This is a genomic window from uncultured Flavobacterium sp. (assembly GCF_963975005.1).
Taxonomy (GTDB): Bacteria; Bacteroidota; Bacteroidia; order Flavobacteriales; family Flavobacteriaceae; genus Flavobacterium.
Genome location: NZ_CAXBFR010000019.1, coordinates 1 through 25,456, shown reverse-complemented (window position 1 = coordinate 25,456; position 25,456 = coordinate 1). Strand labels below are relative to the sequence as shown.

Genomic DNA, 25,456 nt, shown 5'->3' with positions numbered 1-25,456 from the left:
AATAAATTGTAGTGGGAAGTAAGAATAAATTAAAACGCTTTAAAGAAAACGAATCATTTGATAATGTTTTTCAACCAACCAGAGAAGAAGTAACATCAGGAAGTTTTCCTTTAAAAGGAAAGTGGAATAGTGAATTTTTCAAAAATGACAATCCTTTAGTATTAGAATTGGGTTGTGGAAAAGGAGAATATTCCGTAGGTTTAGCAAAGCATAGTCCAGATAAAAACTTCATTGGTATTGATATTAAAGGAGCAAGATTTTGGAGAGGAGCAAAAACAGCTGTTGATGAAGGAATGAAAAACGTTGCCTTTTTAAGAACTCAAATTGAGTTAATAGAAGATTGTTTTGCCGAAAATGAAGTGGATGAAATTTGGATTACTTTTCCAGATCCGCAAATAAAATATAAGCGTACAAAACACAGAATGACAAACACTGAGTTTTTACAACGCTATAAAAGAATTTTAAAAGATGCTGGAATAATGAATCTAAAAACGGATAGCGAATTCATGCACGGTTATACTTTAGGTTTGTTACACGGTGAAGGGCATGAGGTAATTTATGCCAATCATGATATATATGTAAACGAAGGTTCACCATCTGAAGTTACAAGTATTCAAACGTTTTATGAAAATCAATATTTAGAGAAAAACAAAGCAATTACATATATTAAATTCAGAATTAAATAGAGAACACTTATGAGTATAATTCTACCCTTTATTTTAGGTTTTTTAATTGCAGCGGTCGGCATCATAGCACCTGGAATGCTTAACATGACTATAGCTAAATTAAGCATCACCGAAAGTAAGAAGCAAGCTTTATTGTTTTCATATGGAGCTGTTTTGGTAGTTTTAATTCAATGTTTCACGGGACTTTATTTCGCAAAATTTTTAGATAGTCATCCTGTAATTAGTGATAACTTAAAGAAATTTGGAGTTGTAATTTTTATTCTTTTGACTATAGCATTTCTTTATGCAGGCCTAAAAGCAAAAAAACCACAAGTAGAAGTAGAGATAAAAGACAAGAAAAATCGCCTTATTTATGGGATTTCATTATCGTCTTTAAACATGTTTGCAATTCCTTATTATGCTTTTGTTAGTTTAACATTGGCTTCAAAAAATGTATTTGATTTTTCATTGTTATCTATAATAATTTTCTCTATTGCAGCCGCTTTAGGAACGTATTTTATTTTTTATTTGTATGCTATTTTATTCAAAAAAATAGAACATAAAGTAGGATTTATTACTAACAACATTAATTTTTTAATTGCCGCTGTAACCGGAATTGTCGCAATTACTTCTTTATACAAAATGTTTTCAACGTAATTCGTTTGCTAGATCAAAAGCCAAATAACGACAACTTCTTTGAACGAGTTTATGAAGTAGCTCGGCAAATTCCTTATGGCAAAGTGACTTCTTATGGTGCGATAGCAAAAGCACTTGGAGCAGCTCGTTCAGCAAGAATGGTTGGTTGGGCAATGAATGCTTCACACAATAGGGAAGATGTTCCGGCACATAGGGTGGTCAATCGAGTTGGATTACTTTCGGGCAAACACCATTTTGATGGAACTAACTTAATGCAACAACTTTTAGAATCAGAAGGAATTGAAATAATTGACAATAAAATTATAGATTTTGAAAAGCATTTTTGGGAACCTGATTTTTAGGATTTCCCAGTAAAATTGAATTATAAATTACAACTATCTAATTATAAGAAAACTTTAAACCTTGTTGCTTTCAAACTAGTAAACTTCTAACTATCTTTGCAATTGATATTTAGTTTAAATAAAGACTAAACTATTTTGATTTAAAAAAGTTAAGATGAAGTTAGATAGAAAAGAAATCCTTAAAGCCTTAGAAACTATTACAGTTGCTGGCGAAGGAAAGAACATGGTTGAAAGTGGTGCAGTTCAAAATGTAATCACTTTTGGAGATGAGGTTGTAGTTGATTTATTATTAAGAACACCAGCTTTACACATCAAAAAAAGAGCTGAAGTAGATATCATGAAAGTGATACACGAAAAAGTATACGAAAAAGCAAAAATAAAAGTCAACATAAAGGTTGAAGCTCCAGAAAAACCAGAAAACCCGAACTTGATTAAAGGAAAACAAATTCCAGGAATTAGTAATATTATTGCAGTTGCTTCAGGAAAAGGGGGCGTTGGTAAATCAACTATCACAGCTAATTTAGCAGTAACATTAGCAAAAATGGGCTTTAAAGTTGGAGTTTTAGATGCTGATATTTACGGCCCATCAATGCCAATTATGTTTGATGTTGAAACCGCAAAACCAAATTCAATTGAAGTTGAAGGAAAATCAAAAATGGAACCTGTAAAAAGTTACGGAGTAGAAATGCTTTCTATCGGATTTTTTACAAAACCAGATCAAGCTGTAATTTGGAGAGGACCAATGGCTTCAAAAGCCCTAAACCAAATGATTTTCGATGCACATTGGGGAGAATTAGACTTCATGCTAATCGATTTACCACCAGGAACAGGAGATATTCATTTATCAATCATGCAATCGCTTCCAATAACCGGAGCAGTAGTTGTAAGTACACCACAAGCTGTAGCTTTAGCAGATGCTAAAAAAGGAGTTTCAATGTTCTTGTCAGAAGCTATCAAAGTTCCAGTATTAGGAATTATTGAAAACATGGCTTATTTCACACCAGAAGAATTACCAAACAACAAATATTATATCTTTGGAAAAGAAGGGGCTAAAAACTTAGCAGAAGACTTAAACGTTCCTTTGTTAGGAGAAGTTCCATTGGTACAAAGCATTCGCGAAGCAGGAGATTACGGTCGTCCAGCAGCATTGCAAACAGGTTCGGTTTTAGAAGGAATTTTCGAAGAAATTACAAGAAATGTAGTGCAAGAAACAATTGCAAGAAATGAAAATTTAGCACCAACAGAAGCTATAAAAATCACTACAATGGCAGGTTGTTCTGCTGTAAAAGGAAAATAAAATGAACACAGAAGATTTAAAAGTTAGTGTAGAAAAAGCTTTAGACGAGATTAGACCATTCTTAATTTCCGACGGTGGAAACATTACTTTAATGGATATTATCGATGGCAAACACGTTAAGGTTCGTTTAGAAGGAGCATGCAACAGTTGTAATATCAATCAAAGCACCATGAAAGCTGGAGTTGAATCTACAATCAAAAGAGTGGTTCCTCAAATAGAAACGGTAGAAAATATAGGATAACCTAATCTTGAGCTTGTCGAAAGAAGGCGTTACCACAAGGGTCAGGCTATCCACTATATCTTCTATTCCATTGCATTCCATAAAAAGATGCCGTTCCAAACGAAGAAAGTTCACTGAACTCCTATATAAAACAAATGTAGTGTGAAGTAATCCTTAACGCAACCGTTAAGTGATAAAAGTCATAAAATAACTCAAAACATCTTTGCAACTTTGCAACATCAAACTTTGCAACTTATAAAAAATGATTGAAACAGATATACTAATAATCGGTGCTGGTCCAACGGGACTTTTCACCGTTTTTGAAGCAGGATTATTAAAATTAAAATGCCATATTATCGACGCTTTGCCTCAACCAGGTGGTCAATTAGCAGAATTATATCCAAAAAAACCAATATTTGATATTCCAGGTTATCCAGAAGTATTAGCTGGAGATTTGGTAACTAATTTAATGGAACAAATTAAGCAATTTCAACCAGGATTTACTCTTGGGGAAACAGCAGAAACAATTGATAAATTAGAAGATGGAACATTTATTGTTACCACAAATAACGGAACAAAACATAAAGCAAAAGCAATTGCAATTGCAGGAGGATTAGGAACTTTTGAACCTAGAAAACCTTTGTTAAAAGATGTAGATTTCTACGAACAAAACGATAGAGGAATTGATTATTTTATCAAAGATCCAGAAAAATATCGCAACAAAAATGTAGTTATTGCTGGTGGTGGAGATTCTGCATTAGATTGGAGTATTTTCTTAACTAATGTTGCTTCATCTGTAACTTTAGTACACAGAAGAAATGAATTTCGAGGAGCTTTAGATTCTGTAGAAAAAGTGCAGGAATTAAAAGATGAAGGAAAAATAAAAATGATAACTCCAGCCGAAGTTGTTGGATTTTGTGGAGCTGAAAGAATAGAATCTATCGACATTGTAATGAATGGAGCTAGAATGAATGTTGAAACCGATTATTTTATTCCACTTTTCGGTTTGACTCCAAAATTAGGAGCAATTGCTAATTGGGGATTAGAAATTGAGAAAAACGCTATCAAAGTAAATAACGCTTTAGATTACCAAACCAACATTGACGGAATTTACGCGATTGGTGACGTAAACACTTATCCAGGAAAATTAAAACTGATTCTTTGTGGTTTCCATGAAGCAACATTGATGTGTCAAAGTGTTTATAATAGAATCAACCCAGGAAAGCGTTATGTTCTAAAATATACTACAGTTTCAGGAGTTGATGGTTTTGACGGTACAAGAAAAGAAGCTGAAAAAGCAGTAGTTAAATCAATTGACTAATGACTGACGTTACAATATTTATCACAGATAGAAATGGTGTTAAACACGAAGTTTTAGCTCCAACAGACATGAACATGAATGTCATGGAATTAATTCGTTCTTATGAATTAGCAGAAGAAGGAACCGTTGGAATTTGTGGTGGAATGGCAATGTGTGCCTCTTGTCAATGTTATGTCGTGAATGATGTTTTAAAGACAGAACGCAACGACGATGAAGAAGCTATGTTAGCCGATGCTTATCATGTAAAAGAGAACAGTAGGTTAGGTTGCCAAATTCATCTCACAGAAGACCTTGAAGGTCTAGAGTTAGAAATTGCACCAGAACAATAAAAACAAAAAAGCGAGATTTAATTTTCTCGCTTTTTTTTAGTTTAAATGTATTGGGTAATCTATATCAGATATAGAAAGATATTCCTTAGGCTTTGCAAAATCTAGTAAAACTAAAAGTTAAAAAACTTCATGTCGTTCTAACAAGATCATTAAGTTAGTTTGCAAAGTGGGAATCGGAATCTTCTTTTGATAAATAGAATTTTCATATTCTTTTTCCCAATAATCACAATCAATATTTTTTAAATACATAAGTAAACTATCTAATTCTTCAATTGTTAGATTGAAGTTTAAATTTTTATAAGAAAGTTGATAGGCTTTTGATTTTGCACAATATACCAAAAACCCATTTCTATTTTTCGTTAAGTATTTAAAATGATTACACATGATTTTTATTTTACAAATGAATCGATAATTTTATCCGTTTCGGCATTGCTTGCTGTTGGTTTTAAGTCAAATAAATGAGAAAATAAAGGTTTGTTGTCAACGCTTTTTTCTAAATGAATGTCTTTATCAGCATCAAAAACAGTTTGCCATTTTGCTCTAACGTTTTCCAAAGTGTTCCATTTTCTTTCCACCAGTTTTGAGCCGCTTTACATTTAGAGTCTTCTACTTTCACATACAAATCCAATCCTTTTTCTTGAGCAATTTCCGTATCATTTCCTTTATCATCACGGACTAATTTTTTATTATCTTGTTCGTGTAACCAACCATAATCAGTGATTTCATGAATATTTCTTCTTTCTAAAACATTATAGTCATTTCTAATGGTGTGTTCTCTTCTTGGTAAAGGTGCATCAGTAATATTCATCCAATAATCTTTTCCGTTTTTATGAATCCAAGTTCCTGTTCCTTCATATCTTGGACTATCATCTACTTGATATACTTTTTGTGTCCATTGACCTTTTACATCTTTTGGATTTAGTTTTTCATATTTCCATGTTTTGTCTTTGAAGAATTGATAAAATTTAGTGTTTTCATACAACCAATCTTGTCTCCAATGTTTGATAATCATTTCATCATTTACAATTAATAAATGTTGTAAAACCAACTTGTTTTGAGAATCTTCTACTATTTCTACCCATTCTAATCCATGATCTTTTTTAGTTGGAGAAGCTTTGTAGGTTGAATCTTTAGTTGTCTGAAACGTTTCAGTAAAATTGAATTCCACTTCATAACAACCACACATTTTTTTGATTGATGCAACGTCTTTTTGTTTGTCTTGTGCATAACTAACAGATAGTGAAATTGTTGCTAATAAAAGAGCAATTTTTTTTTTCATGATAAGTTTTTTGTTTAAAAATTTCTAGTGCAAAAATATTAAATTTATTTAGAATAAATAAAAATAACATATATATTTGCAGAAATAAATTTATTAAGACTAATTCTAAATAATGAAAAAGTTACTTTTTCTCTCACTGTATAGCTTGAATTTTTCTCTTTGTTTTTCGCAAGAAACTCAGGTTGACTCTTTGACAACAAATCAATTAAATGAAGTGGTTGTTACAGCAACAAGAACAGAAAGAGACTTAGCCTCATTGCCACTTCCTACTTCAATTATAACATCAGATGCTATTTCAAAAGCGGGTGTAACTAGGTTAAATGAAATCTTATTTGAGCAAACAGGATTAATTACAATTCCAGATTTTGGTGGTGTAGAAGGAATTCAAGTCCAAGGATTAGATGCTGCTTACACATTGATTTTAATAGATGGTGTTCCTCTAGTTGGAAGAAGTGCTGGAACATTAGATCTATCAAGAATTAGTGTTGGAAATATAGATAGAATTGAAATTGTAAAAGGAGCTTCATCTTCCTTGTATGGTTCAGAAGCTTTAGCAGGAGTTATCAATATTATTACAAAAAAGCCAAAAAATGATGTACTTTCTGGAAGTGCTTCTTATCGTTACGCAACTTTTGAAACTCATGATACCAATGCCAATCTTATTTGGAAAAAAAAGAAATTTTCAGGAAGTGTTTTTGTAAATTATTTTGCTACAAAAGGCTATGATTTAAACGAATCAACTCCAGAAAAAACGGTTGAACCTTTTCATAATTTCACCTTTCAACCTAAATTTTATTATGATTTTTCAAAGGATTTAAAATTAATTGTAGGAACACGATTTTACAATCAAAAACAAGATTATAAATCCATTATTTCAGATGAAAATTATGAAGGAAAATCAACTATAAATGAGTGGAACTCGCAATTTAAAGTCACACAAAAATGGAGTTCAACCATAAATTCTGAGTACGAAATTTACACCACAAATTATAAAACAGATGAGTTTTTAAAAGATTCAAATAACCAACTTTTTGAAGACAATTTCTATAGCCAATGGCTTTTTCGACCAGAAATAAGAACTACAATTTCCATTAATGAAAGCAAATTAACTGGAGGAATAGGAATGAATAATGAAACCTTAGATCGTTCTTATTTCAGTTCAAAAATTACCTTTAATTCGCAATATGCCTTTTTGCAATATGATTATAATCCGACAAAAAAGTGGAATATTTTAGCAGGATTTAGATATGATAATCACAACCAATATCAATCGCAGTTTAGTCCAAAATTAGCTGTGAATTATAAAGTTACTTCTAATTTATCTTTAAAATCATCTGTAGGATATGGATTTAAAGCACCAGATTTCAGGCAACTTTACTTTGATTTCACAAACTCTGCAGTTGGTTATACTGTTTTTGGATATAATGTGGCTGAAGCTCGTTTGAATGAGTTAGAAAATCAAGGGCAAATTTTATTTAAAACCAATGGAATTGACTTTAATGATGCTCTTAAACCTGAAAGCTCAATTAATGTCAATTTGGGTAGTTACTACGAAAAAGGAAAATTTAAATGGGAAACCAATTTGTTTTATAATACGATTTCAAATTTAATTGACACTAAAGTAATTGCTCAAAAAACCAATGGGCAAAACGTATTTAGTTACTTCAATATTGATAAAATTTTCACTTACGGAATTGAGAATAATTTGCATTACAATTTTAGCAATGATTTAAAATTCTCTTTGGGCTACCAATATCTTGTTGCAAAAGATAAGTCTGTTTTAGAGTCTCTCGAAAAAGGAGAATTTTTTGCCAGAGATCAAAACACTTTAGCTTCTTTTCAACTTAAAAAAACGGATTATTTTGGCTTGTTAAACCGTTCAAAACATACAGCTAATTTTAAAATTTTGTATACCATTCCTACATTGAAAACGAGTGTAAATCTTAGAGTTTTCTATCGAAGCAAATATGGAATACTAGATTCAAATAACAATCAAATTTTAGACGATTACGATGCTTTTGTCAGAGGTTATTTTTTGACAAATCTTTCAATTACTAACGAAATTACTAAAAAAACAGCAATTCAAATCGGAGCAAATAATCTTTTTGATTTTACGAATCCCAATGAAATAAGCAACTTATCAGGCAGACAAGTTTTTGCCAGATTACAATTCAATTTTTAACAAATTAATCTAAATATATAATTATGAAAACCAATTTTTTTAAACTTTCCATTCTAGCTCTTTTTATTTCTTTTGCTTCTTGTAGCAATGATGATGCAACACCAACAACGACACCAGCAGCTTTAGAAACCAAGACTTTCTCTAATTTATATGCTCCACAATCTGGTGGACAAGGACAACCTACAGCAGGAGAATTCACAAAATTTAGTTTTGCTGAAAATGCAGTAGTAACTAATGATAATTGGGATATTGCTTTTCGAGGAACAACTTTAATTGTCAATGGAGGAACAGAAATTGGTTTAACCGATGAACCAACAAGAACAGGAGTTGCTGCAGTAAGCACTTTGTCTTCTATATTTGAAAATGTAACTACAATTCCAGCAGCAGCAACTTTTGCACAAGATTGAGTGGGAACTTATGCTTTTGCTGAACCTTGGTATGACTATAACCCTGCAACGCATATTATTTCACCTGTTGCAGGAAAAGTTTATGTGGTAAAAACATACAATGGTAAATATGCTAAATTTGAAATTTTAAGTTATTACGTAAATGCACCAGCAATCCCAGATTTAACTTCTCCTTCAAGATATTTTACATTTAAATATATGTATCAACCAGCAAGTGAAACTAATTTTTAGAACTATTAGATTGTGTTAGCTTTTTAGTAATAAGGTTGTCGAAATTAATGTTTTGACAGCCTTATTTGTTTTTATAATCCTCTAATTGCATTAATCTTTATAATGTTTCTTTTAACAAATATTGCTTAAATTTTTATTTAAAAGTTTTAAACATATATTAAGAAAAAAATTATTCTCAAAGTTGTAACCTTTTAAAAAAAATGACGTATAATTACGGTGTTTATATTTTATTAAATGAATGATAACCTTAATCCTTTGGGATTACATACTTTACTTACACTCAAAGTTTCTGAAACTTCTAAATTAATTAACCTTAAAGGGTTTGTTGATTTTACGGATAGTTTGTTGTTAGATTTTAAATTAGAGAAAGTTGGATTAACATCATTTGTTTTTGAAAATGAAAGTTTTACAATTGCATATTGTTTAAAGGAATCTCATATTTGTATTCATACTTGGCCTGAAATTAACACTTTAACGCTTGATGTGTACTTGTGTAATTATTCTCAAAACAATACGTTTAAAGTTAAAAATTTAGCCAATGAATTTATTAAATATTTCAAAGCAGAAATCATTAAAAAAACAGAAGTAGAAAGATAATATGGAGTTAACTTGTCCTAATTGTAAAACAAAATCTTCTATTGAGGCTCATATAAATTTGATGAGTTTTGGATGCTATAATTGCAATACCTTGTACTCAATTAATGAAAAAGGAACTTTAAGTAAAGAAAAGAAATACGACTATAATCAAGAAGAAGCGCTTTTATCTATTGGAATAAAAGGAAAGTTTGATAATGAATTATATGAAGTTGTAGGACTATTAATCAAAAGAGTGCATGGTTCTTTTTATTGGAGAGAATATACTTTAATGTCTAAAAGTGGGAAAGTTAAATATTTATCAGAATCTGATGGTCATTGGATTCTTCTACGTGAGGTTAACGATTTTATAGATATTTCAAAAAAGAATAAAATTTTAGCTTATAAAGATTTAACTTATAATTTATTTGAAAAGACAGATTCTTTTGTTGCTAAAGCTATAGGTTTTTATGAATTCGACATGCCTTTAAAAGCAGTAAAAGTTGAAGAATATATTTGTCCTCCATTTATTTTATCAATTGAAAAGATTAATAATAAAGAATATGTTTATCATGGAGAATATATTACTTCAAAGGCAATTAAAAATATTTTCAATATAGAGCAAATACCAATAAAATCTGGTGTTGGAGCAGTTGAGCCTTTTTTGTTTAATCTTTATAATACATTAATAATTTTTTTGGTTTTTGGAGCAGCTACATTAGGAACTTATCTTTATTTAAATTTAAATAGAACGGAGCAAAATGTTATGTCAACTTCAATAGATTTTGACGATTTTAAAGATAAAGAATTTATTTCACCATCATTTGAATTAGTAGGAAGTCCAGGGCCACTTTTTATTTCTGCAAGTACAGATGTGGATAATTCTTGGGCAAATGCTCAAATAACTTTGGTTAATGAATCAAATAATCAAGAGGAAACAGCTCAAAAAGACATTGAATATTATCATGGTTACACAGATGGTGAAAATTGGAAAGAAGGAAGTACATCTACTAAATTTAATATTTGTGGTGTGGCTCAAGGTAAATATCACCTTATAATAGCTCCCATGAAGCAAGAAACAGACTCATCTAATAAAGGTATTAACATTTCTGCTACCTGGAACGAATCTTCTGTATGGAATTTTATGTTTAGTTTGCTCTTTTTAGGACTTGCTTTTATTATTATTTACATTTGGAAAAGAAATTTTGAATATAACAGATGGGAGAGTAGTGACTTTTCACCTTTTAATCAGTCTTAAATGAAACAATTTTTTATAAATAATAAGTGGTCTATTCTAATAGGTGTTTTGGTCTATTCTATATTTACCTATTATACTTTCACGGGAAGCAGATTTTGTGATTGTCAAACTACAGAAAAATATAATTCAACAAACAATAAATCAACTCACGGAACAGTAAATCGATTTTATCATAAATAACAATACTATGGAATATATTGCATTAAAAGGAATAATAAATTCTTTGATTTTTTCAGTTATAGGGGTAATAATTTTAATTATAAGCTACTATATTATTGAAAAACTTACTCCAGAAAATACTTGGAAAGAAATAGTTCAAAACAAGAATACAGCCCTAGCCATAGTTTTTGCAGCCATGATTATCGGAATTTCTTTAATCATTAGTGCAGCTATTCATGGCTAAAATTTTTAAATTCGAATATCTTTTACTTTTTGCAGTTTTTGTTATTGCTACTTGCGGATTAATTTATGAATTAGTTGCAGGAACATTGGCTAGTTATTTATTAGGCGATTCCGTAAAACAATTTTCGTTCATCATTGGAGTCTATCTTTTTTCAATGGGTATAGGTTCTTATTTTGCTAAATTCATAAAAAAAAACCAACTCAATACTTTTATTGAGATAGAAATTATCGTTGGTGTTGTTGGTGGTTTGAGTTCAGTAATTTTATTTCTTTTATTTGAAAAAGTAGCTTATTTTCAATTTATTTTATATTTTTTAGTATTCATAACAGGTTGCTTGGTTGGTTTAGAAATTCCTTTGCTCATGAATATTTTGAAAGATAAAGTAAAATTTAGCGACTTAGTTTCTAATGTTTTTACTTTCGATTACATAGGGGCTTTGCTGGCTTCTGTTTTATTTCCACTGGTTTTTATTCCTTATTTAGGTATAATTAAAACTTCCTTATTTTTTGGAATGATAAATTTATCTGTAGCAATTTCGTTGTGTTTTATTCTTCAAAATGAAATTAAAAAAGCCTATTTTTTAAAAGCAAAAGCAATTTTTTCATTTTTAGTTTTACTAAGTTTCTTTGTGTTTTCTGATAAAATTTTATCTTTTTCGGAAGAAAAGCTATATGGTGAAAATATTGTCTTTACTAACACAACACCTTATCAACGAATAGTTTTAACACATCAAAAAAATGATTACAAACTGTATTTAAACAATAATCTACAATTTAGTTCTGCTGATGAGTACAGATATCATGAAGCATTGGTTCATCCAGCAATGTCAAGTGCAGTTAACGTCAATAATGTTTTAGTTCTAGGTGGTGGCGATGGCTTGGCTGTTCGAGAAATAGCAAAATATAAAGATGTGAAAAACATTACACTAGTTGATTTAGATCATCAAATGACTAAAATTTTTAAAACAAATCCAGTACTAAAAAAATTAAATAATAACTCTTTTGATAATCCAAAGTTAAAAGTGTTTAATAAAGATGCTTTTCTTTGGGTAAAAGATAATCAAGATAAATTTAATGTGGTGATTATTGATTTTCCAGATCCATCAAGTTATAGTTTAGGAAAGTTGTATTCATTAAAGTTTTATAAAGCACTAGATAAAATTTTAGCACCAAATGCTGTTGTTGTAATTCAAACTACATCACCTTATTTTGCTCCAAAATCTTTTTGGTGTATCAATAAAACCGTTCAAACGGTATTTCCTAATACAGATGCATATCATGTATATGTTCCATCATTTGGGGAATGGGGTTACACAATTACTTCAAATAATGCATCATTTAAATTTGATGGTGTAAATAGAAAAGTTGAAGACTTACGTTTTTATACTTATGATTACCATAATTTAAATCAATTTTCAAAAGACATGATAGCAAAAGATGTCGAAATTAACCGATTAGATAACCAAATTTTAGTACGCTATTTTGATGAAGAATGGGGAAAATTATAAATCAAGAAGAAATTTTATTAAAGGCATTTCAGCATTTTCTATTTTAACAGTTATACCTCAATTTGTTGTTTCATGTAAAGATAAAGTGCTGAATTATATCCTTAAATTATCAGGTACAAATCAAATACTTGGACATCGATTGTGGTTAAAAGACTTCCCTAAACCATCACAAACAATTGAAATACCATATTTAATAATAGGAGGAGGAATTACAGGTTTAGCAGCTGCGAGGCAATTATCTAAAAAAGGAATCAAGGATTTTTTGCTTATTGAATTAGAAAGTAATTTAGGAGGAAATGCTTCAAATGGTGAAAATGCGTATTCCAAATTTCCGCTAGCAGCTCATTATTTACCTTTGCCAAATGTTAGAGATAAGGAATTATTACAATTTTTAGAAGAGTCAAAAATTATTTTAGGTTACAAAGAAAATTTACCCATTTTTGATGAAGAGCAATTGTGTTCAGATCCAAATGAGCGTTTGTTTATTAAAAATGATTGGCAAAAAAATTTAATTCCAAAGCTTGGTATTTCAGATAAAACTGATATTCAATTAGAATTATTTCTTGATAATATGAATGATTTTAGATTGAAAAAAGGGGAAGACAACAAGTACTTTTTTGACATTCCCTTAGCTTTTTCATCAAAAGATTCTAGCTTACATTCTTTAGATGTAATTACGATGAAAGAATGGATGGAGCAGCATAATTTTGATACTGAAGAGCTGCTTGAATATGTTAATTATTGTTGTAGAGATGATTTTGGTTTAGGGATAAAATATGTTTCTGCTTGGGCTGGAATTTATTATTTTGCGTCAAGAAAACACGATCATAAAATGTACGATGATACAGTTTTAACTTGGCCAGAGGGAAATGGAAGATTGACATATCATTTAAAAAAATATGCAGAAGAAAAAACCTTAAATAATCATTTGGTATTTGATATTCAGATAAATACGAATAATGCATCTGCTTTAGTTTTTGATGAAAAATCAAATAAGACAATTGAAATTAAAGCACAAAAAATAGTAGTAGCAACACCTCAATACATTAATAAATATTTATTCAAAAGTAGAAAGGAAATCTACGATAAGTTTAATTATGCTCCTTGGTTTACGGCTACTTTAGTTGTTAGTGAATTAGAAGATAATGGAAGTTTTCCTCTTTGTTGGGATAATGTTATTTATGGAGGGAAAGGTTTAGGTTATGTCTACAATCAACATCAAAATTTAGAACAGATTATCGATAAAAAAGTCATTACATATTATTATAGTTTTAGTTCTAATGACTGTAAAAAAGACAGAAAATTTTTACTTAAACAAACAGATGAATATTTTAAAAATTTAGTATTAAGTGATTTAAAAATTGCGCATCCAAAAATTGAACAACATATTGAGTCTATCGAAGTTCACAGAATGGGTCACGGAATGATTAGTCCTATTCCTGGGTTCTTAAAAGGAGATGAAATAAAAGAAGCTTCAAAAGCTATTTATAAAAAAATCTATTTTGCTCATAGTGATTTGTCAGGAATTTCAATATTCGAAGAAGCATTTCATCAAGGAATTAATGTTGTAAACAAAATATTAGATGAATCAACCTTGGATACATAAAGCTAAAACAGATTTTATTTTTATTGTAATGCCACCATTTTTTGTATTGGCATTAGTATTCTTGTTTCAAGGATATATCAGTAAAATACAAGAACAATATTCTTTTTATACTTGGTTATTTTTAATCGTTTTTATTGATGTGGCTCATGTTTATGCTACATTATTTAAAACCTATTTTGTAGGAAGTGAATTTAAAAAAAGAAAAAAATTATTATTGACATTACCGATATTATGTTTTGTAATTGGTTTTGTTTTGTTTCGATTTGGAAGTACAGTTTTCTGGTCTTTTTTAGCTTATGTTGCCGTTTTTCACTTTGTTAAACAGCAATACGGCTTCGTTAGGCTTTATGCTAGAAAGGAAGTCAAAACGAAATCTAATCGTAATTTTGATGCTTTAATTATTTATACCGCAACAGTTTATCCAATGTTATATTGGTTTTTTTCTCCAAAGCGAGAGTTCAATTGGTTTGTAGAAAACGAGTTTTTTAAATATGAAAATCCTTTTTTGATTAAGGTTCTTACCGCTTTATATTTTATAATAATTTCATTTTATGTTAGCAGAACTATTACATTATACTTAAAAGAAAATTACTTTAATATTCCTAAAAACCTCATTATAATAGGAACAATATTGTCTTGGTATTTTGGAATAGTTTATTACAACAATGATTTAGTATTTACATTGTTAAATGTTGTTTCTCATGGTATTCCTTACATTGCATTAGTATATTTAAAGGAAATTGATTTAAAGTCAAATAATGACTTGGGATTTCTTTTCTATTTAAAAAAAATCAAAGGGTTATTAGCTTTTCTAATTATTTTACTTTTATTTGCTTTCTCAGAAGAATATTTTTGGGAAGTTTCCGTATGGCAAGAACATTTTAATGGCAATATAGCAATTAAAGATTGGCAATTTATTTTAGTTCCTTTATTAACAGTTCCTCAATTTACCCATTATCTTTTAGACGGATTTATATGGAAGAACAACAAATAATTACTTTTTATAATCCTCCAATCGAGCTGGTCCTTCTAAAATTTCTTTTACAATTTGAAGTGTACCATCTTCTTTAGTGTCTATGAACCATTTTATTAAAGATATATTTCCAGCTGCAATTTCAATTCCGGTTATGCTCCTTGGATGTACGCAACTACCATCATTAAAATAATGCAAAGCATTTTCACTTGGACTTGGGAATCGTGGTCTATGTGTGTGTCCAGTAATTGTAATTTTATTTCCGTTATCAGCAATCCATTTTTTGATTCTTCTTTCCACCTTTATTAATTCAATATAATTTTTGGCTGGACTTGTTGGGTCTTTAATGCCCCAAACTTGCAAAGGTTTCCATAAAACACGTACCAAAAAACGATTGAATTTCCAACCCACATAATTCATAAAATCGGCTTGATGCCCATGTACAAGAAATAAGTCTTGATTCGATTCTCGATGTTCTAAAACTATTCCTTCATTGAATTTGATATTTGGAAATAAAGGCACATTTTTACCTTCTTTAGTATCAAAATATTCAGTTAGTAATCGTTTTACAACGTTTGGATTTTTATAAACAAAATCGTGATTACCAAAAATTAGATGCAATCTATTTTCATTAAAGAATTTTTGCATCAACAAATAGACATTTTTATTGGCTTCAAAAATATCTTTAAAAAACATGTTTTCCCACAATTCATCACCATCGCCTAGTTCAATATACGAATAACCTTCTTTATGATAATGTTGTAAAGCGTGATAATAAATATTTCGATTATTAGCAAAATCATCGGCAAAACTACTATCACCACGATGGCAATCACTAAACAAAATGAATTTTGAAGTATTATTAAAACCTATTCGCTTGGCTTCTTTATATGCTTTGTCTAGTCTAGTTTGTGATGACATGATAAAAATTTCATCTAAAGTATAAATTATCTCAGAGGATTGAAATTTTTTACTCTATTTTTTCCAAAGCTAAAGATAGAATTCGTTCCACAAATTTAGAATAAGCAATTTCAGAAGGATGTAAACCATCATTAGCTACTAAATTAGTTTGCTGTAAACCTAAACGAGTAATATCTGTAATGTTTACAAATGCAATAGTATTTGTATCACAATAATTTTTAGCAAATAAATTATACTCATCAATTTGAGTTGAAATGTTTTGCGAATTACTACTTCCTTGTCCAAAAGGAGTGTAAGCATAATCTGGAATTGAAACTACAATTACTTTTGATTTATTTCCTTTAGCAAATGCAATTGCTTTAGTAACTAATTGAGGAAATTCAGTTTCATACAAAGAAAAAGGTTTGTTTTGATATTGGTTATTTACTCCAATTAATAAAGTCACTAAATCAAAATCAGAACTTGGATTTTGAGTATCAATTGCCGAAATTAAATTTGTAGTTGTCCAACCTGTTTGTGCAATAACTTGAAGCGAAACACTATAAGTATCGGGTAAATTTGCAAGTAAACTATCTTTTAATTGTTCGGGAAACTTACAGGTTTGACAAACACTTTGACCAATCGTATAACTATCTCCTAAGGCTAAAACCTTACGGTTTTTAATTGTATTTGAGGGAGTTTTCTTAATTATTTTTTCCTCACTGCTACAGCTCAATAAAAGGATTAAAAAAAACAGTAGCAGTATGGAAATATAATTTTTCATGTATTAACAGGTCAGTTCAGAATGTAGAATTTGCTCTTCAATAGCATTCCAAAGCCCAATTCTTTTCTCTAAAGCATCAATAGAAACGGTTTCTACTTCTTTCCATTTTTTTTCATCAGTTCCACATAATTCATCAATCATTTGCATAGCCATTGGTCCATGTTCATCAGCATCTAATTCAATATGTCTTTCAAAATAATAAATCAATTTAGATAAATCCGTTTCAGGGAAATTATTTTGAAAATTCTTTAAAATTTCAGTAAACATATTCGGAATCAAATCTTCTCTTCCAAAAGTAAAAGCAGCCGCAATTTCATGAGGTTTTCCTTGTTCAATTACTCTAAAAGTAAAATCTAAAAAAGCTTTCACATTTGGATGTAAATTACTTTGTTTGATAGAAACAAATATATTTCTTGTACTTTCAACATCTTCTAAAAATAAGTTGATTTCATTGGTTTTTGCGCCACATTCTTTCATTGCATCAAGATACATCTCATAATGACTTTGACGTTTTCCATCCAATGACAAATCGGTTTCTTCAGCTACCACAATTTCATTTATCAAATAACGAATTTCTGGATTTCCAATAGGCATCCAGGGAGTAGTTGTACAAGTTAAAGTATTTTGAAGAGCTTTTAACAACGACATAAAATCCCAAACAGCATAAACATGATTTTCTAAAAAATGATGTAAATCTTCAATGGTTTTAACGTTGTTATACAAAGAGTGATTTAACAATTGCTCTTTATGGTTTGAAATAGCTGAATTTATTGTAGTTGTATTCATGATTATATATTTCTATTTAGATATATGCAAAAACTAAAACAAAAGGTTTTAATTACTCTACAAAAGTAAAAATGCTTCTCGACAATGAGAAGCATTTTGTATAAATTTTATTTATTGTTTAATTTGAATCTTTCCACTTTTGGAATTTGGAATTTTTTTTTGGAATTTCTTACTTAAAAGCAGGGATTCCAGTAATATCCATTCCAGTAATTAATAAATGAATGTCGTGTGTTCCTTCATAAGTAATTACAGACTCTAAATTCATACTGTGACGCATGATTGAATATTCACCTGTGATTCCCATTCCACCTAAAATTTGTCTAGCTTCACGTGCAATATGAATTGCCATATCCACATTGTTTCTTTTAGCCATCGAAATTTGAGCAGTTGTTGCTCTTCCTTCATTTCTAAGAACTCCTAATCTCCAAGTTAATAATTGTGCTTTTGTGATTTCAGTAATCATTTCAGCTAATTTCTTTTGTTGCAATTGCGTTCCCGCGATTGGTTTGTCGAATTGGATTCTTTCTTTTGCATAACGCAAAGCTGTATCATAACAATCCATTGCAGCACCAATAGCTCCCCAAGCAATACCATAACGAGCAGAATCTAAACATCCAAGTGGAGCACCTAAACCAGATTTGTTTGGTAATAAGTTTTCTTTTGGCACTTTCACGTTATCAAAAATCAATTCACCAGTAGCAGAAGCACGAAGTGACCATTTATTATGCGTTTCTGGAGTTGAAAAACCCTCCATTCCACGTTCTACGATTAAACCGTGAATTCTTCCTTCTTCATTTTTTGCCCAAACAATTGCAATATCTGCAAAAGGAGCATTTGAAATCCACATTTTAGCCCCATTTAAAAGATAATGATCACCCATATCTTTAAAATTAGTAGTCATTCCACTTGGATTTGAGCCATGATCAGGTTCCGTTAATCCGAAACAACCCATGAATTCTCCAGTAGCTAATTTTGGTAAATATTTTTGTCTTTGTTCTTCGTTTCCGTATTTCCAAATTGGATACATTACCAATGAAGATTGTACAGAAGAAGTAGAACGAACACCAGAATCACCTCTTTCAATTTCTTGCATGATTAAACCATACGAAATTTGGTCTAAACCAGCTCCACCATATTCTTCTGGAATATAAGGGCCAAAACCACCAATTTCACCCAAACCTTTAATAATTTGTTTAGGGAATTCGGCACGTTGAGCGTAATCTTCAATGATAGGAGAAACTTCTTTTTTCACCCATGCACGAGCAGAATCACGAACTAATTTGTGTTCTTCGGTTAATAAATCGTCTAAGTTATAGTAATCAGGTGCTTGAAATAAATCTGGTTTCATAATTTTGTAATTGCGAGTGCAACGCAGTGGAGCGAAGCAATCTTATTATTAGTATAAATTTTACTTGCGAAATCGTTTGCAAATTTACATAAAGAAATTTAACAAAGTAAAGAACAAGTGTTATATTTTTATATTTGTCATTACCAATTTTTTGAAGCAATCTCCACCTATACGCCATATCTTTTTATTTCATGTCATTGCGAGGCACCAAGCAATCTAAAAAACAAAAAGGATGCCGTTACAAACAACGTGCACTGAATACCTATAGAAAATTTTAACCAATGAAGTAATCTGGGCCATGGCAATAAAGATAAATCAAATATCGATTACTAATTAACTTATCGATTAATTTAAAATAAATCAGAATGAGTGCCAGTTCGAGTTAGCGAAATAAGTTTAATTTCGTCATCTTGTTGCCATATTAAAAGCCAATCGGGTTGAATATGACATTCCCAAAATCCTTTAAAATTTCCTTTTAATACATGAGGTTTAAAATTTGCAGGTAAAGTTCCTGACTCTTCCAGTTGTAAAATAACCTCTTCAATTAAATCTATATTCAAACCTCTTTTAATACAAAGTTTAAAATCTTTTTTAAATTTATTTGTAGCAACTACTGTAAACATTATGATTTTAATATAGATAGTAATTCTTTAGCATTTTTAGCTCTAATAACTTTTCCATTTATTGCATCTTCCATAGCTTTTAAAGTTTCAAAATTTGGAGTTGTTACAATTTCAACATCACTTTTATTTTTACTCAATAAATCTATCATAGCGGTTAGTAATTTACCTGCTTTTGATTTTTCGTTAATTTTTAAAGTTATAGTTGTCATAATTTTAATCTTTTAGATACACAAAGATACTGAAAAGATTTTTTAGATAATTAGAATGTTGGATTTTTAGAATTAAACTTCTTTACACTTAAATCCATAATCAGTTAACCTTCCAAAAGTTACAAGAAATATTTTTCTGACTTTTTAAAAGATATTGAAAAAATATATACATTTGAGTTTAATTTTAAATTTTATCTAGCATGTCAAATTTATCAGAAAACAGAATTAATGTAACGCTCACAGCAGCCGATGTTACAGCTATTAACACAAGTATTGCTACAATACTTTCAAAAGTGCCTACAAACACAACTTTAACCGATGAACAACGATTGGGCTACAATGCCATAAACGTTGCCAACAAGGTTTTTGCTGAGGATTGCTTAGCCGAAGCCCAACAAAGTGGAACAGGTATTTTACCAGGATTTGTAAACATTGCCAACATGCAAAGCGACATGAATGTTTTCAACCAACTAGACCAAGCGGAGAGTGCCTTGAATAACGCATTACAAAGAGTTGCCGATGCTAAAAGAATAGCAGGACACGAAGCTTATGGGCAAGCAACCGTAATTTATGCAGCTTTTAAAAACGCAAACGAAAGTGGCATTGCTAATGCCAAAGCATCGTATGACAAATTAAAAGTCCGTTTTGACGCACAGGGCAACTCCACTGGAAGAACCCAAAACAATGAAGTATAAAAATTAGTAGCCACTCAAATGAGTGGTTTTTTTATGCTTCTTTTTCTCAATTTGTCATTCCGTAGGAATCTTTTACAATGGCAATGGCAAATTCAATTTCAAAAATCAAAGTTGTTAATATGATATAAAACCTCACAACAAAACACTACCACAAACTCTCTCTCCTCAAACTTGTCATCCTGATGAAGGAAGGAACTCATTACACATCAAAACAACAATTAAAAGCAACAATAAATCAACTAAATATATCAAATTAAAAAATAATTGTAATATTACTTAAACTAATTACAGCAAATCATTAACTAAATTAAATAATAGCATAATTAAATAGATAAAATAATTAATTAAATACACTATAATACTAAATAAAATTAATAAACCATCAATTAAAACCAAAAAATCATTAACTAATTATTGCAAAATATAAACTAAACACATATTTTTGTTACACTAAAAACAAAATCATGGAACTACACATAGGCAACTTGCTAACCCATTATTTCAACACCAAACGCACCCGAAGAGCTTCATTAGCTAGATTAATGAATGTGCATATAGCTACAATTTTAGGCTATCAAAAAAAAGAAAGCCTACAAACCAAAACACTTTTTGCAATGGCAACTATTTTAAAACACAATTTTTTTATGGACATAGCCATGCAATTGCCACAAGATTACACTACCACGCAAAATATTTTTGAAGAAAAAAACCTAGAAATTGCTATTCTAAAAGAACAAGTAAATAAACTGCAAATTGAACGTGATATTTTGTTAATGGCTATTGGGAAGTAAGAAGGTTGGAAAATAACTAGATTTAGATTTTTAGAACTAAACCCCTAAACTAATAAACTTATTTTTGCAATTGTTTTAACAAACTCTCAAAAAGCATACTTTGCTGTTCAAACAAGCCATTAATTTTTGATTGATTTTCTTGTATTTGAGTAATAAGTTCTGGTGAATTGTTATTATTTACTGTGAAATTTTGAAAATAACCAGCATAATTTTGTCCTTTGAGATGAGAGTTATTTATTGTAATATTAGAAACATCTTCTAACAAAGAATAAAAATCAGTTTCATAAAAATCGCAAATTTTTAAAATATTTTCTACACTAGGTTTAGCTTTGTTTTGCTCCCATTTAATAATGGCAGTTTTAGAAACTTGCAACTCTAATGCCAATTGCTCTTGCGAGAGTTTCTTGCTTTTTCGTAACCTATATAATTTGTCTCCTAATATCATACGTATTGTTTTGGCTAAAGTATATAAATAAACTTTTGTTACCAAATATTAAACTTTAGTTTTACTTTTTGTGAGATTATTTTTAATAGGTTTGAAAATAATAAAACAAGCCGTATATTCGTTATCAAGAAAACTAGTGCACGAGTGAGTAAGGGTTTTGAGTTGAAGTTTGTTTTTAAAATTAATGTATAACTTTAATAGTACAAATTATGAAATTAGAAAGTTTAAAAGAAACAAAATTTAAAGATGCTGTTTTAGAAAGAGAACAAATGTTTACATTGAATGGAGGATTGACAGACACATCCGCTTCTGGTCAAGCATGTGGGTCTAATAATGTTTACCCATATCAAACAGTTATCTTTAATTATTCTTGGGATTCAATTAGAGACGGGGTTCAATATTTTCATGGAAAATCAAATATGCGAACAATGTCATCACAAGATTGTTATGACTTAACCCATCCTTAATTAAATTAATAATTTAAAAAAAAATAAAATGTTTCCTTTTCAACAAGTTTGAATTATATACAATTCAAACTTGTTTTTTAAATTAAAAATGACAATAAATATTTATTATTTTAAAGTAGTAATTAATATAACTTAAAATTGAAAAATAATTTACTGAAGACTTTCTTTTTTTTGATAGTATATTTTGTTTTTATTTGTTCAGCTCTAGGACAAATAAAAACAAAGTATAAAACTTATAATCAAAAGAACTTTGAAAAAAACAAAATATTTGAAAATACTTATCATTTATGGTGGAGTAAAGATAAGTGGGGTCCAATAGTAAAAGATACTATTCCTTATTTTGTAGATGATAGAAACTATAAGGGTATAATTAATTATGGAGTAGAATTCCATAGTAAAGATTTTAGAGTATTTGATTTTTCAGAAGGTAAGACAATGTATTTTTTCAAAGTTCATTTTCAAAGTTGTAAGTTTAATTCAAATGATAGTATATTAGAAATCGAAGGATTTATTACTGGTGGATGGGGTGATATAGCAAAATATGGAAAAAATGAACCTAAAAACTATATTGATGTCTTTATTGGCGAAAAAACAGATACTATAACTCCTTGTTATTATAATATTTATGTAAATAAGGATAAAGTTGAAACAAAATGGAACAACGAAATTATTGAAAGCGGTCATGTTTTAGACACTTTTCCTTCATTTTATTTTAAAAACCCTACTTATAATAGATTAGCATCAAAAGGAAAGCGACCGTTTAAAATAAAAGCTAAAATTAATAAAAACTCCATTCTTGCCTTTGGAGGAAGTGGTTGTTATTCCGAAATTTTTGATATCGGCTCTATGATTTATTTGCCAAATAAAAACAGAAAAAATAAAATTAAAATAAAGAAATACAAAGAATTTGAACAAATTCTTATTAATAATAAATTAGTAGCCGATATTGAAAAAGAAAAAGCTGCTTTTAAGGAGATAAATTATTATACTTATACAGAAAAGGCTGAAAATTATATTTTAAGAAGACAATATGCAAATGCCAAAGAAACCTATCTTATTTTAGATAAAGAATACCCAACATTATTTGCTAGAGACATACACAACGCCATTAGATGTGCTGTTTTATCTAGAGATAATAAAAACGCATTTTTTTGGGGAGAAAAGTTAGCCCATAAAGGTATAAATAATAAATATTTTGATGCTACTATTTTTAGTAACCTCAAAAAGAATTTAGATTGGGAAAAATTTAGAACTCGTTTTGATTCTATTAGTAAAGAAGCTAAAAAAAGAATAAATTTAAATTTAAGACTTCAATTAGAACAATTACTTGAAGAAGATCAGTCCGATTATGGATTAGAAAATAGAAAAGAACCTAAAATTTTATACGAAACAACTGTAAGAGTTACTGATAAACTTATTGAATTGCTTAAAAATGAAGGATATCCATCAGAAGAAAAAATAGGTGTATATACTAAAAATGATACTATTTTAAATTTTTCTCCTAGTTATAATGTATTAATTAGGCATGCCATTCAGCAAAAACCAAAGAATTTGGATATTCTCCAAAAGCTACTTGACAAAAGTATAGATTCTCTCGAATATGATAGTAAAAGAAGTCCAAATAACATCTTTCTTCACAATTCTTGTTTTCATATTTATAAAGGCAATTTATACAATTCAAAATCGTGTGGAGCGAATGATTTAATGATAAAAAAAATGAAATTTATTTTTAATAACCCAAATAATTTCATAATATTTAATAATAATTATGTGGTAACTGAATATAATAAAGAAAATCCTGAAGAGTATGATAAATATTATAACGAAAACTATAATTTTATTATGAAACTTACGGATAATTGGGAATTTTATATGGAAGAATAAATGATTTTAATCTACAGTAAAGATGTTGATGATTTTGTTAATGATGTTATAAATTGTTTAGACGAAGAGTTTGTTCGATTTAGTGAATCTGATAAAATCAATATTAATGAAATGGAATTTAGTTGTGAAAACAGTTCTTATATCATTAGAAATAATTATTCAGAAAATATTGATCTCGAAAACATCAAAAGTATTTGGTTTAATGGTGGAGGTGTTAGTTCCAGTGGTGATGAATATGAAAACAAATGCTACGAGGTTTTGAACGACTCTTATTTACTACAAAAAGAAACTTATAAACTAGGAAAAAGATTTGCTGATTTTGAATTTAACCGATTAGATGTTATGTTAGAAGCCAAAAAGCAAGGGCTAAAAATACCACACACTTTAATTACAGGAGTAAAACAAAACTTAAAATTTTCTTTGACCTTTATAAATCTAAAAATGGAATAATTTCCAAAAGAATATTAGACAGTTATTTTTATGAAGACAACAAATACTCTTATAATTTTAATTTAACATTTGGAATTTCACCAGATATTCTAAAAGAAGTTCCTGATGAATTTGCAATTTCTTTTTTTCAAGAAAGAATTATTGCCGATTTTGAAATTAGAGTAATTTATATTGACGGAGTAATTTATGCTGCTTGCATTTATAATTTTGATGATACTATTGATTATAGAACCAAACTTTGGACAATGGAAAATTTAAGAATAATTCCTTTTAAATTACCTAATGAAATAGAATCAAAAATAGATAGTGTTTTTAAAAAATTCAACATGAATTATGGCTCTGCTGATTTAATGTATAGCAATAATAACTATTATTTTTTAGAAATAAATCCTACAGGGCAAATTAGCTTTATAAATAGAGCGTGTAATTTTTATATCGAAACACAATTAGCTGCAAAAATTAAAAATGGAAAGTAAAAAACCTATAAATATCTTTAATGGCCTTAAGATTGAAATTCAAAACAATCAACAAAATCAAAACCAAGTGAAACCAAAAAGTAGGCTTGTTGCTATTAAGACTTATCAAAATTCTCGAAACATAACTAAACCTTTTGTAAAACCTATTTCTAAAATATTTTAACTTGAAAACAACAAATTTTATTCTTTTTTCAGATTGTATTCCTGTAAAAGGGTTTAATAGAAGTGTTATTTGGTAAGAACATTTCAAACCCAGTTTTCAAAGATAAAGCTTTTAAAGCAGCATATTGAAACATTTGATTACCTAATCTTCCACTATATCCTATACTTTTATGAGTAATCATTTTAT

32 protein-coding genes are annotated in these 25,456 nt (G+C 29.2%); 22 read left to right on the top strand and 10 right to left on the bottom strand.

Annotated elements, in window-relative coordinates:
• Positions 1 to 11: 11 nt before the first annotated feature.
• The 7 genes from trmB to AACZ53_RS04055 all read left to right on the top strand — a co-directional run bounded on the left by trmB (position 12) and on the right by AACZ53_RS04055 (position 4,830).
• Entirely contained in the window at positions 12 to 686 is a 675-nt protein-coding gene (gene trmB, locus AACZ53_RS04085; RefSeq protein WP_339835010.1) for a tRNA (guanosine(46)-N7)-methyltransferase TrmB, read from the top strand.
• Positions 687 to 695: 9 nt separating this feature from the next.
• Positions 696 to 1,322 (top strand): LysE family transporter, encoded by a 627-nt coding sequence (locus AACZ53_RS04080; protein ID WP_339835008.1) that lies wholly within the window; start codon positions 696 to 698, stop codon positions 1,320 to 1,322.
• On the top strand, positions 1,322 to 1,663 hold the full coding sequence (locus AACZ53_RS04075; RefSeq protein WP_339835023.1) for an MGMT family protein: 342 nt from the start codon (positions 1,322 to 1,324) through the stop codon (positions 1,661 to 1,663). The genes AACZ53_RS04080 and AACZ53_RS04075 overlap by 1 nt, the downstream gene beginning before the upstream one ends.
• 154 nt (positions 1,664 to 1,817) lie before the next feature.
• On the top strand, positions 1,818 to 2,960 hold the full coding sequence (locus tag AACZ53_RS04070; RefSeq protein WP_339835006.1) for an Mrp/NBP35 family ATP-binding protein: 1,143 nt from the start codon (positions 1,818 to 1,820) through the stop codon (positions 2,958 to 2,960).
• 1 nt (position 2,961) lies between these two features.
• Positions 2,962 to 3,201: a NifU family protein gene (locus AACZ53_RS04065; protein WP_026717495.1), complete on the top strand. Its 240-nt coding sequence runs from the start codon at positions 2,962 to 2,964 to the stop codon at positions 3,199 to 3,201.
• A gap of 241 nt (positions 3,202 to 3,442) precedes the next feature.
• Positions 3,443 to 4,501, top strand: coding sequence for an NAD(P)/FAD-dependent oxidoreductase (locus AACZ53_RS04060; RefSeq protein WP_339835004.1), 1,059 nt, complete (start codon positions 3,443 to 3,445; stop codon positions 4,499 to 4,501).
• Positions 4,501 to 4,830 carry a ferredoxin gene (locus AACZ53_RS04055; RefSeq protein WP_339835002.1) on the top strand — a complete coding sequence of 110 codons (330 nt, stop codon included), beginning with the start codon at positions 4,501 to 4,503 and terminating at the stop codon, positions 4,828 to 4,830. The genes AACZ53_RS04060 and AACZ53_RS04055 overlap by 1 nt, the downstream gene beginning before the upstream one ends.
• Positions 4,831 to 4,947: 117 nt before the next feature.
• Here the strand turns inward: AACZ53_RS04055 and AACZ53_RS04050 are convergent, their stop codons facing one another.
• Genes AACZ53_RS04050 through AACZ53_RS04040 form a run of 3 tightly spaced genes read right to left on the bottom strand, consistent with a single transcriptional unit; the run spans position 4,948 to position 6,109 of the window.
• A complete protein-coding gene (locus tag AACZ53_RS04050) occupies positions 4,948 to 5,214 on the bottom strand; it encodes a DUF6686 family protein (protein ID WP_339835001.1) in 267 nt (88 codons plus the stop codon).
• A 5-nt stretch (positions 5,215 to 5,219) separates the two neighbouring features.
• Positions 5,220 to 5,384 (bottom strand): hypothetical protein, encoded by a 165-nt coding sequence (locus tag AACZ53_RS04045; RefSeq protein WP_339835000.1) that lies wholly within the window; start codon positions 5,382 to 5,384, stop codon positions 5,220 to 5,222.
• A complete protein-coding gene (locus AACZ53_RS04040) occupies positions 5,324 to 6,109 on the bottom strand; it encodes a DUF6607 family protein (RefSeq protein ID WP_339834998.1) in 786 nt (261 codons plus the stop codon). Before AACZ53_RS04040 ends, AACZ53_RS04045 begins: the two co-directional genes overlap by 61 nt.
• Positions 6,110 to 6,221: 112 nt before the next feature.
• Here AACZ53_RS04040 and AACZ53_RS04035 point away from each other — a divergent pair, with 112 nt between their 5' ends.
• From AACZ53_RS04035 to AACZ53_RS03995, 9 genes are all read left to right on the top strand, one after another.
• Positions 6,222 to 8,291, top strand: a complete 2,070-nt coding sequence (locus tag AACZ53_RS04035; RefSeq protein ID WP_339834996.1) for a TonB-dependent receptor — start codon at positions 6,222 to 6,224, stop codon at positions 8,289 to 8,291.
• Positions 8,292 to 8,314: 23 nt separating this feature from the next.
• A complete protein-coding gene (locus AACZ53_RS04030) occupies positions 8,315 to 8,698 on the top strand; it encodes an HmuY family protein (protein WP_339834994.1) in 384 nt (127 codons plus the stop codon).
• Positions 8,699 to 8,929 (top strand): HmuY family protein, encoded by a 231-nt coding sequence (locus AACZ53_RS04025; RefSeq protein WP_339834992.1) that lies wholly within the window; start codon positions 8,699 to 8,701, stop codon positions 8,927 to 8,929.
• A 234-nt stretch (positions 8,930 to 9,163) separates the two neighbouring features.
• Positions 9,164 to 9,526 carry an S-adenosylmethionine decarboxylase gene (locus AACZ53_RS04020; RefSeq protein ID WP_339834991.1) on the top strand — a complete coding sequence of 121 codons (363 nt, stop codon included), beginning with the start codon at positions 9,164 to 9,166 and terminating at the stop codon, positions 9,524 to 9,526.
• Between the two features lie 91 nt (positions 9,527 to 9,617).
• Complete coding sequence (locus tag AACZ53_RS04015; protein WP_339834990.1) at positions 9,618 to 10,760, top strand: DUF4178 domain-containing protein; 1,143 nt, start codon at positions 9,618 to 9,620, stop codon at positions 10,758 to 10,760.
• Positions 10,761 to 10,947: 187 nt separating this feature from the next.
• Positions 10,948 to 11,163 carry a DUF350 domain-containing protein gene (locus tag AACZ53_RS04010; protein WP_339834988.1) on the top strand — a complete coding sequence of 72 codons (216 nt, stop codon included), beginning with the start codon at positions 10,948 to 10,950 and terminating at the stop codon, positions 11,161 to 11,163.
• Complete coding sequence (locus AACZ53_RS04005; RefSeq protein WP_339834987.1) at positions 11,156 to 12,670, top strand: polyamine aminopropyltransferase; 1,515 nt, start codon at positions 11,156 to 11,158, stop codon at positions 12,668 to 12,670. The genes AACZ53_RS04010 and AACZ53_RS04005 overlap by 8 nt, the downstream gene beginning before the upstream one ends.
• A complete protein-coding gene (locus AACZ53_RS04000) occupies positions 12,648 to 14,276 on the top strand; it encodes an NAD(P)-binding protein (RefSeq protein ID WP_339834986.1) in 1,629 nt (542 codons plus the stop codon). Before AACZ53_RS04005 ends, AACZ53_RS04000 begins: the two co-directional genes overlap by 23 nt.
• A complete protein-coding gene (locus tag AACZ53_RS03995; protein WP_339834985.1) occupies positions 14,254 to 15,270 on the top strand; it encodes a hypothetical protein in 1,017 nt (338 codons plus the stop codon). The genes AACZ53_RS04000 and AACZ53_RS03995 overlap by 23 nt, the downstream gene beginning before the upstream one ends.
• On the opposite strand, the gene AACZ53_RS03990 is transcribed toward AACZ53_RS03995, so the two are convergent.
• The 6 genes from AACZ53_RS03990 to AACZ53_RS03965 form a co-directional block, all read right to left on the bottom strand.
• On the bottom strand, positions 15,271 to 16,170 hold the full coding sequence (locus AACZ53_RS03990) for a metallophosphoesterase (RefSeq protein WP_339834983.1): 900 nt from the start codon (positions 16,168 to 16,170) through the stop codon (positions 15,271 to 15,273). It lies immediately after the preceding gene.
• A gap of 49 nt (positions 16,171 to 16,219) precedes the next feature.
• Positions 16,220 to 16,933 (bottom strand): SGNH/GDSL hydrolase family protein, encoded by a 714-nt coding sequence (locus AACZ53_RS03985; RefSeq protein ID WP_339834982.1) that lies wholly within the window; start codon positions 16,931 to 16,933, stop codon positions 16,220 to 16,222.
• Between the two features lie 3 nt (positions 16,934 to 16,936).
• A complete protein-coding gene (locus tag AACZ53_RS03980; RefSeq protein ID WP_339834981.1) occupies positions 16,937 to 17,719 on the bottom strand; it encodes a DUF3050 domain-containing protein in 783 nt (260 codons plus the stop codon).
• Between the two features lie 169 nt (positions 17,720 to 17,888).
• Positions 17,889 to 19,067, bottom strand: a complete 1,179-nt coding sequence (locus AACZ53_RS03975; protein ID WP_339834979.1) for an acyl-CoA dehydrogenase family protein — start codon at positions 19,065 to 19,067, stop codon at positions 17,889 to 17,891.
• Between the two features lie 350 nt (positions 19,068 to 19,417).
• The gene (locus AACZ53_RS03970) at positions 19,418 to 19,690 is read right to left on the bottom strand and encodes a type II toxin-antitoxin system YafQ family toxin (RefSeq protein ID WP_339834977.1); all 273 of its coding nucleotides are present in this window, start codon (positions 19,688 to 19,690) and stop codon (positions 19,418 to 19,420) included.
• Entirely contained in the window at positions 19,690 to 19,899 is a 210-nt protein-coding gene (locus AACZ53_RS03965; RefSeq protein WP_339834975.1) for a hypothetical protein, read from the bottom strand. Before AACZ53_RS03965 ends, AACZ53_RS03970 begins: the two co-directional genes overlap by 1 nt.
• A 200-nt stretch (positions 19,900 to 20,099) precedes the next feature.
• Between AACZ53_RS03965 and AACZ53_RS03960 the strand changes: the two genes are divergently transcribed.
• Positions 20,100 to 20,594: a hypothetical protein gene (locus AACZ53_RS03960; protein ID WP_339834974.1), complete on the top strand. Its 495-nt coding sequence runs from the start codon at positions 20,100 to 20,102 to the stop codon at positions 20,592 to 20,594.
• Positions 20,595 to 21,058: 464 nt separating this feature from the next.
• On the top strand, positions 21,059 to 21,385 hold the full coding sequence (locus AACZ53_RS03955) for a hypothetical protein (RefSeq protein WP_339834973.1): 327 nt from the start codon (positions 21,059 to 21,061) through the stop codon (positions 21,383 to 21,385).
• A gap of 58 nt (positions 21,386 to 21,443) precedes the next feature.
• On the opposite strand, the gene AACZ53_RS03950 is transcribed toward AACZ53_RS03955, so the two are convergent.
• Positions 21,444 to 21,830: a helix-turn-helix transcriptional regulator gene (locus AACZ53_RS03950; RefSeq protein WP_339834972.1), complete on the bottom strand. Its 387-nt coding sequence runs from the start codon at positions 21,828 to 21,830 to the stop codon at positions 21,444 to 21,446.
• Between the two features lie 209 nt (positions 21,831 to 22,039).
• Here AACZ53_RS03950 and AACZ53_RS03945 point away from each other — a divergent pair, with 209 nt between their 5' ends.
• The 4 genes from AACZ53_RS03945 to AACZ53_RS03930 all read left to right on the top strand — a co-directional run bounded on the left by AACZ53_RS03945 (position 22,040) and on the right by AACZ53_RS03930 (position 25,107).
• The gene (locus tag AACZ53_RS03945; RefSeq protein ID WP_339834970.1) at positions 22,040 to 22,297 is read left to right on the top strand and encodes a hypothetical protein; all 258 of its coding nucleotides are present in this window, start codon (positions 22,040 to 22,042) and stop codon (positions 22,295 to 22,297) included.
• A 171-nt stretch (positions 22,298 to 22,468) separates the two neighbouring features.
• Entirely contained in the window at positions 22,469 to 24,181 is a 1,713-nt protein-coding gene (locus tag AACZ53_RS03940; protein ID WP_339834969.1) for a hypothetical protein, read from the top strand.
• Positions 24,182 to 24,631 (top strand): hypothetical protein, encoded by a 450-nt coding sequence (locus AACZ53_RS03935; protein WP_339834968.1) that lies wholly within the window; start codon positions 24,182 to 24,184, stop codon positions 24,629 to 24,631.
• A gap of 245 nt (positions 24,632 to 24,876) precedes the next feature.
• Positions 24,877 to 25,107 carry a hypothetical protein gene (locus tag AACZ53_RS03930; RefSeq protein WP_339834966.1) on the top strand — a complete coding sequence of 77 codons (231 nt, stop codon included), beginning with the start codon at positions 24,877 to 24,879 and terminating at the stop codon, positions 25,105 to 25,107.
• Positions 25,108 to 25,456 lie beyond the last annotated feature (349 nt).

Bases quoted from the DNA above. Each gene is read 5' to 3' on its own strand.
- AACZ53_RS04080 (WP_339835008.1), top strand. From the start codon at position 696: ATGAGTATAATTCTACCCTTTATTTTAGGTTTTTTAATTGCAGCGGTC.
- AACZ53_RS04070 (WP_339835006.1), top strand. From the start codon at position 1,818: ATGAAGTTAGATAGAAAAGAAATCCTTAAAGCCTTAGAAACTATTACA.
- AACZ53_RS04065 (WP_026717495.1), top strand. From the start codon at position 2,962: ATGAACACAGAAGATTTAAAAGTTAGTGTAGAAAAAGCTTTAGACGAG.
- AACZ53_RS04060 (WP_339835004.1), top strand. From the start codon at position 3,443: ATGATTGAAACAGATATACTAATAATCGGTGCTGGTCCAACGGGACTT.
- AACZ53_RS04055 (WP_339835002.1), top strand. From the start codon at position 4,501: ATGACTGACGTTACAATATTTATCACAGATAGAAATGGTGTTAAACAC.
- AACZ53_RS04050 (WP_339835001.1), bottom strand. From the start codon at position 5,214: ATGTGTAATCATTTTAAATACTTAACGAAAAATAGAAATGGGTTTTTG.
- AACZ53_RS04040 (WP_339834998.1), bottom strand. From the start codon at position 6,109: ATGAAAAAAAAAATTGCTCTTTTATTAGCAACAATTTCACTATCTGTT.
- AACZ53_RS04035 (WP_339834996.1), top strand. From the start codon at position 6,222: ATGAAAAAGTTACTTTTTCTCTCACTGTATAGCTTGAATTTTTCTCTT.
- AACZ53_RS04030 (WP_339834994.1), top strand. From the start codon at position 8,315: ATGAAAACCAATTTTTTTAAACTTTCCATTCTAGCTCTTTTTATTTCT.
- AACZ53_RS04020 (WP_339834991.1), top strand. From the start codon at position 9,164: ATGAATGATAACCTTAATCCTTTGGGATTACATACTTTACTTACACTC.
- AACZ53_RS04010 (WP_339834988.1), top strand. From the start codon at position 10,948: ATGGAATATATTGCATTAAAAGGAATAATAAATTCTTTGATTTTTTCA.
- AACZ53_RS04005 (WP_339834987.1), top strand. From the start codon at position 11,156: ATGGCTAAAATTTTTAAATTCGAATATCTTTTACTTTTTGCAGTTTTT.
- AACZ53_RS04000 (WP_339834986.1), top strand. From the start codon at position 12,648: ATGAAGAATGGGGAAAATTATAAATCAAGAAGAAATTTTATTAAAGGC.
- AACZ53_RS03995 (WP_339834985.1), top strand. From the start codon at position 14,254: ATGAATCAACCTTGGATACATAAAGCTAAAACAGATTTTATTTTTATT.
- AACZ53_RS03990 (WP_339834983.1), bottom strand. From the start codon at position 16,170: ATGTCATCACAAACTAGACTAGACAAAGCATATAAAGAAGCCAAGCGA.
- AACZ53_RS03985 (WP_339834982.1), bottom strand. From the start codon at position 16,933: ATGAAAAATTATATTTCCATACTGCTACTGTTTTTTTTAATCCTTTTA.
- AACZ53_RS03980 (WP_339834981.1), bottom strand. From the start codon at position 17,719: ATGAATACAACTACAATAAATTCAGCTATTTCAAACCATAAAGAGCAA.
- AACZ53_RS03975 (WP_339834979.1), bottom strand. From the start codon at position 19,067: ATGAAACCAGATTTATTTCAAGCACCTGATTACTATAACTTAGACGAT.
- AACZ53_RS03970 (WP_339834977.1), bottom strand. From the start codon at position 19,690: ATGTTTACAGTAGTTGCTACAAATAAATTTAAAAAAGATTTTAAACTT.
- AACZ53_RS03965 (WP_339834975.1), bottom strand. From the start codon at position 19,899: ATGACAACTATAACTTTAAAAATTAACGAAAAATCAAAAGCAGGTAAA.
- AACZ53_RS03960 (WP_339834974.1), top strand. From the start codon at position 20,100: ATGTCAAATTTATCAGAAAACAGAATTAATGTAACGCTCACAGCAGCC.
- AACZ53_RS03955 (WP_339834973.1), top strand. From the start codon at position 21,059: ATGGAACTACACATAGGCAACTTGCTAACCCATTATTTCAACACCAAA.
- AACZ53_RS03950 (WP_339834972.1), bottom strand. From the start codon at position 21,830: ATGATATTAGGAGACAAATTATATAGGTTACGAAAAAGCAAGAAACTC.
- AACZ53_RS03945 (WP_339834970.1), top strand. From the start codon at position 22,040: ATGAAATTAGAAAGTTTAAAAGAAACAAAATTTAAAGATGCTGTTTTA.
- AACZ53_RS03935 (WP_339834968.1), top strand. From the start codon at position 24,182: ATGATTTTAATCTACAGTAAAGATGTTGATGATTTTGTTAATGATGTT.
- AACZ53_RS03930 (WP_339834966.1), top strand. From the start codon at position 24,877: ATGGAAAATTTAAGAATAATTCCTTTTAAATTACCTAATGAAATAGAA.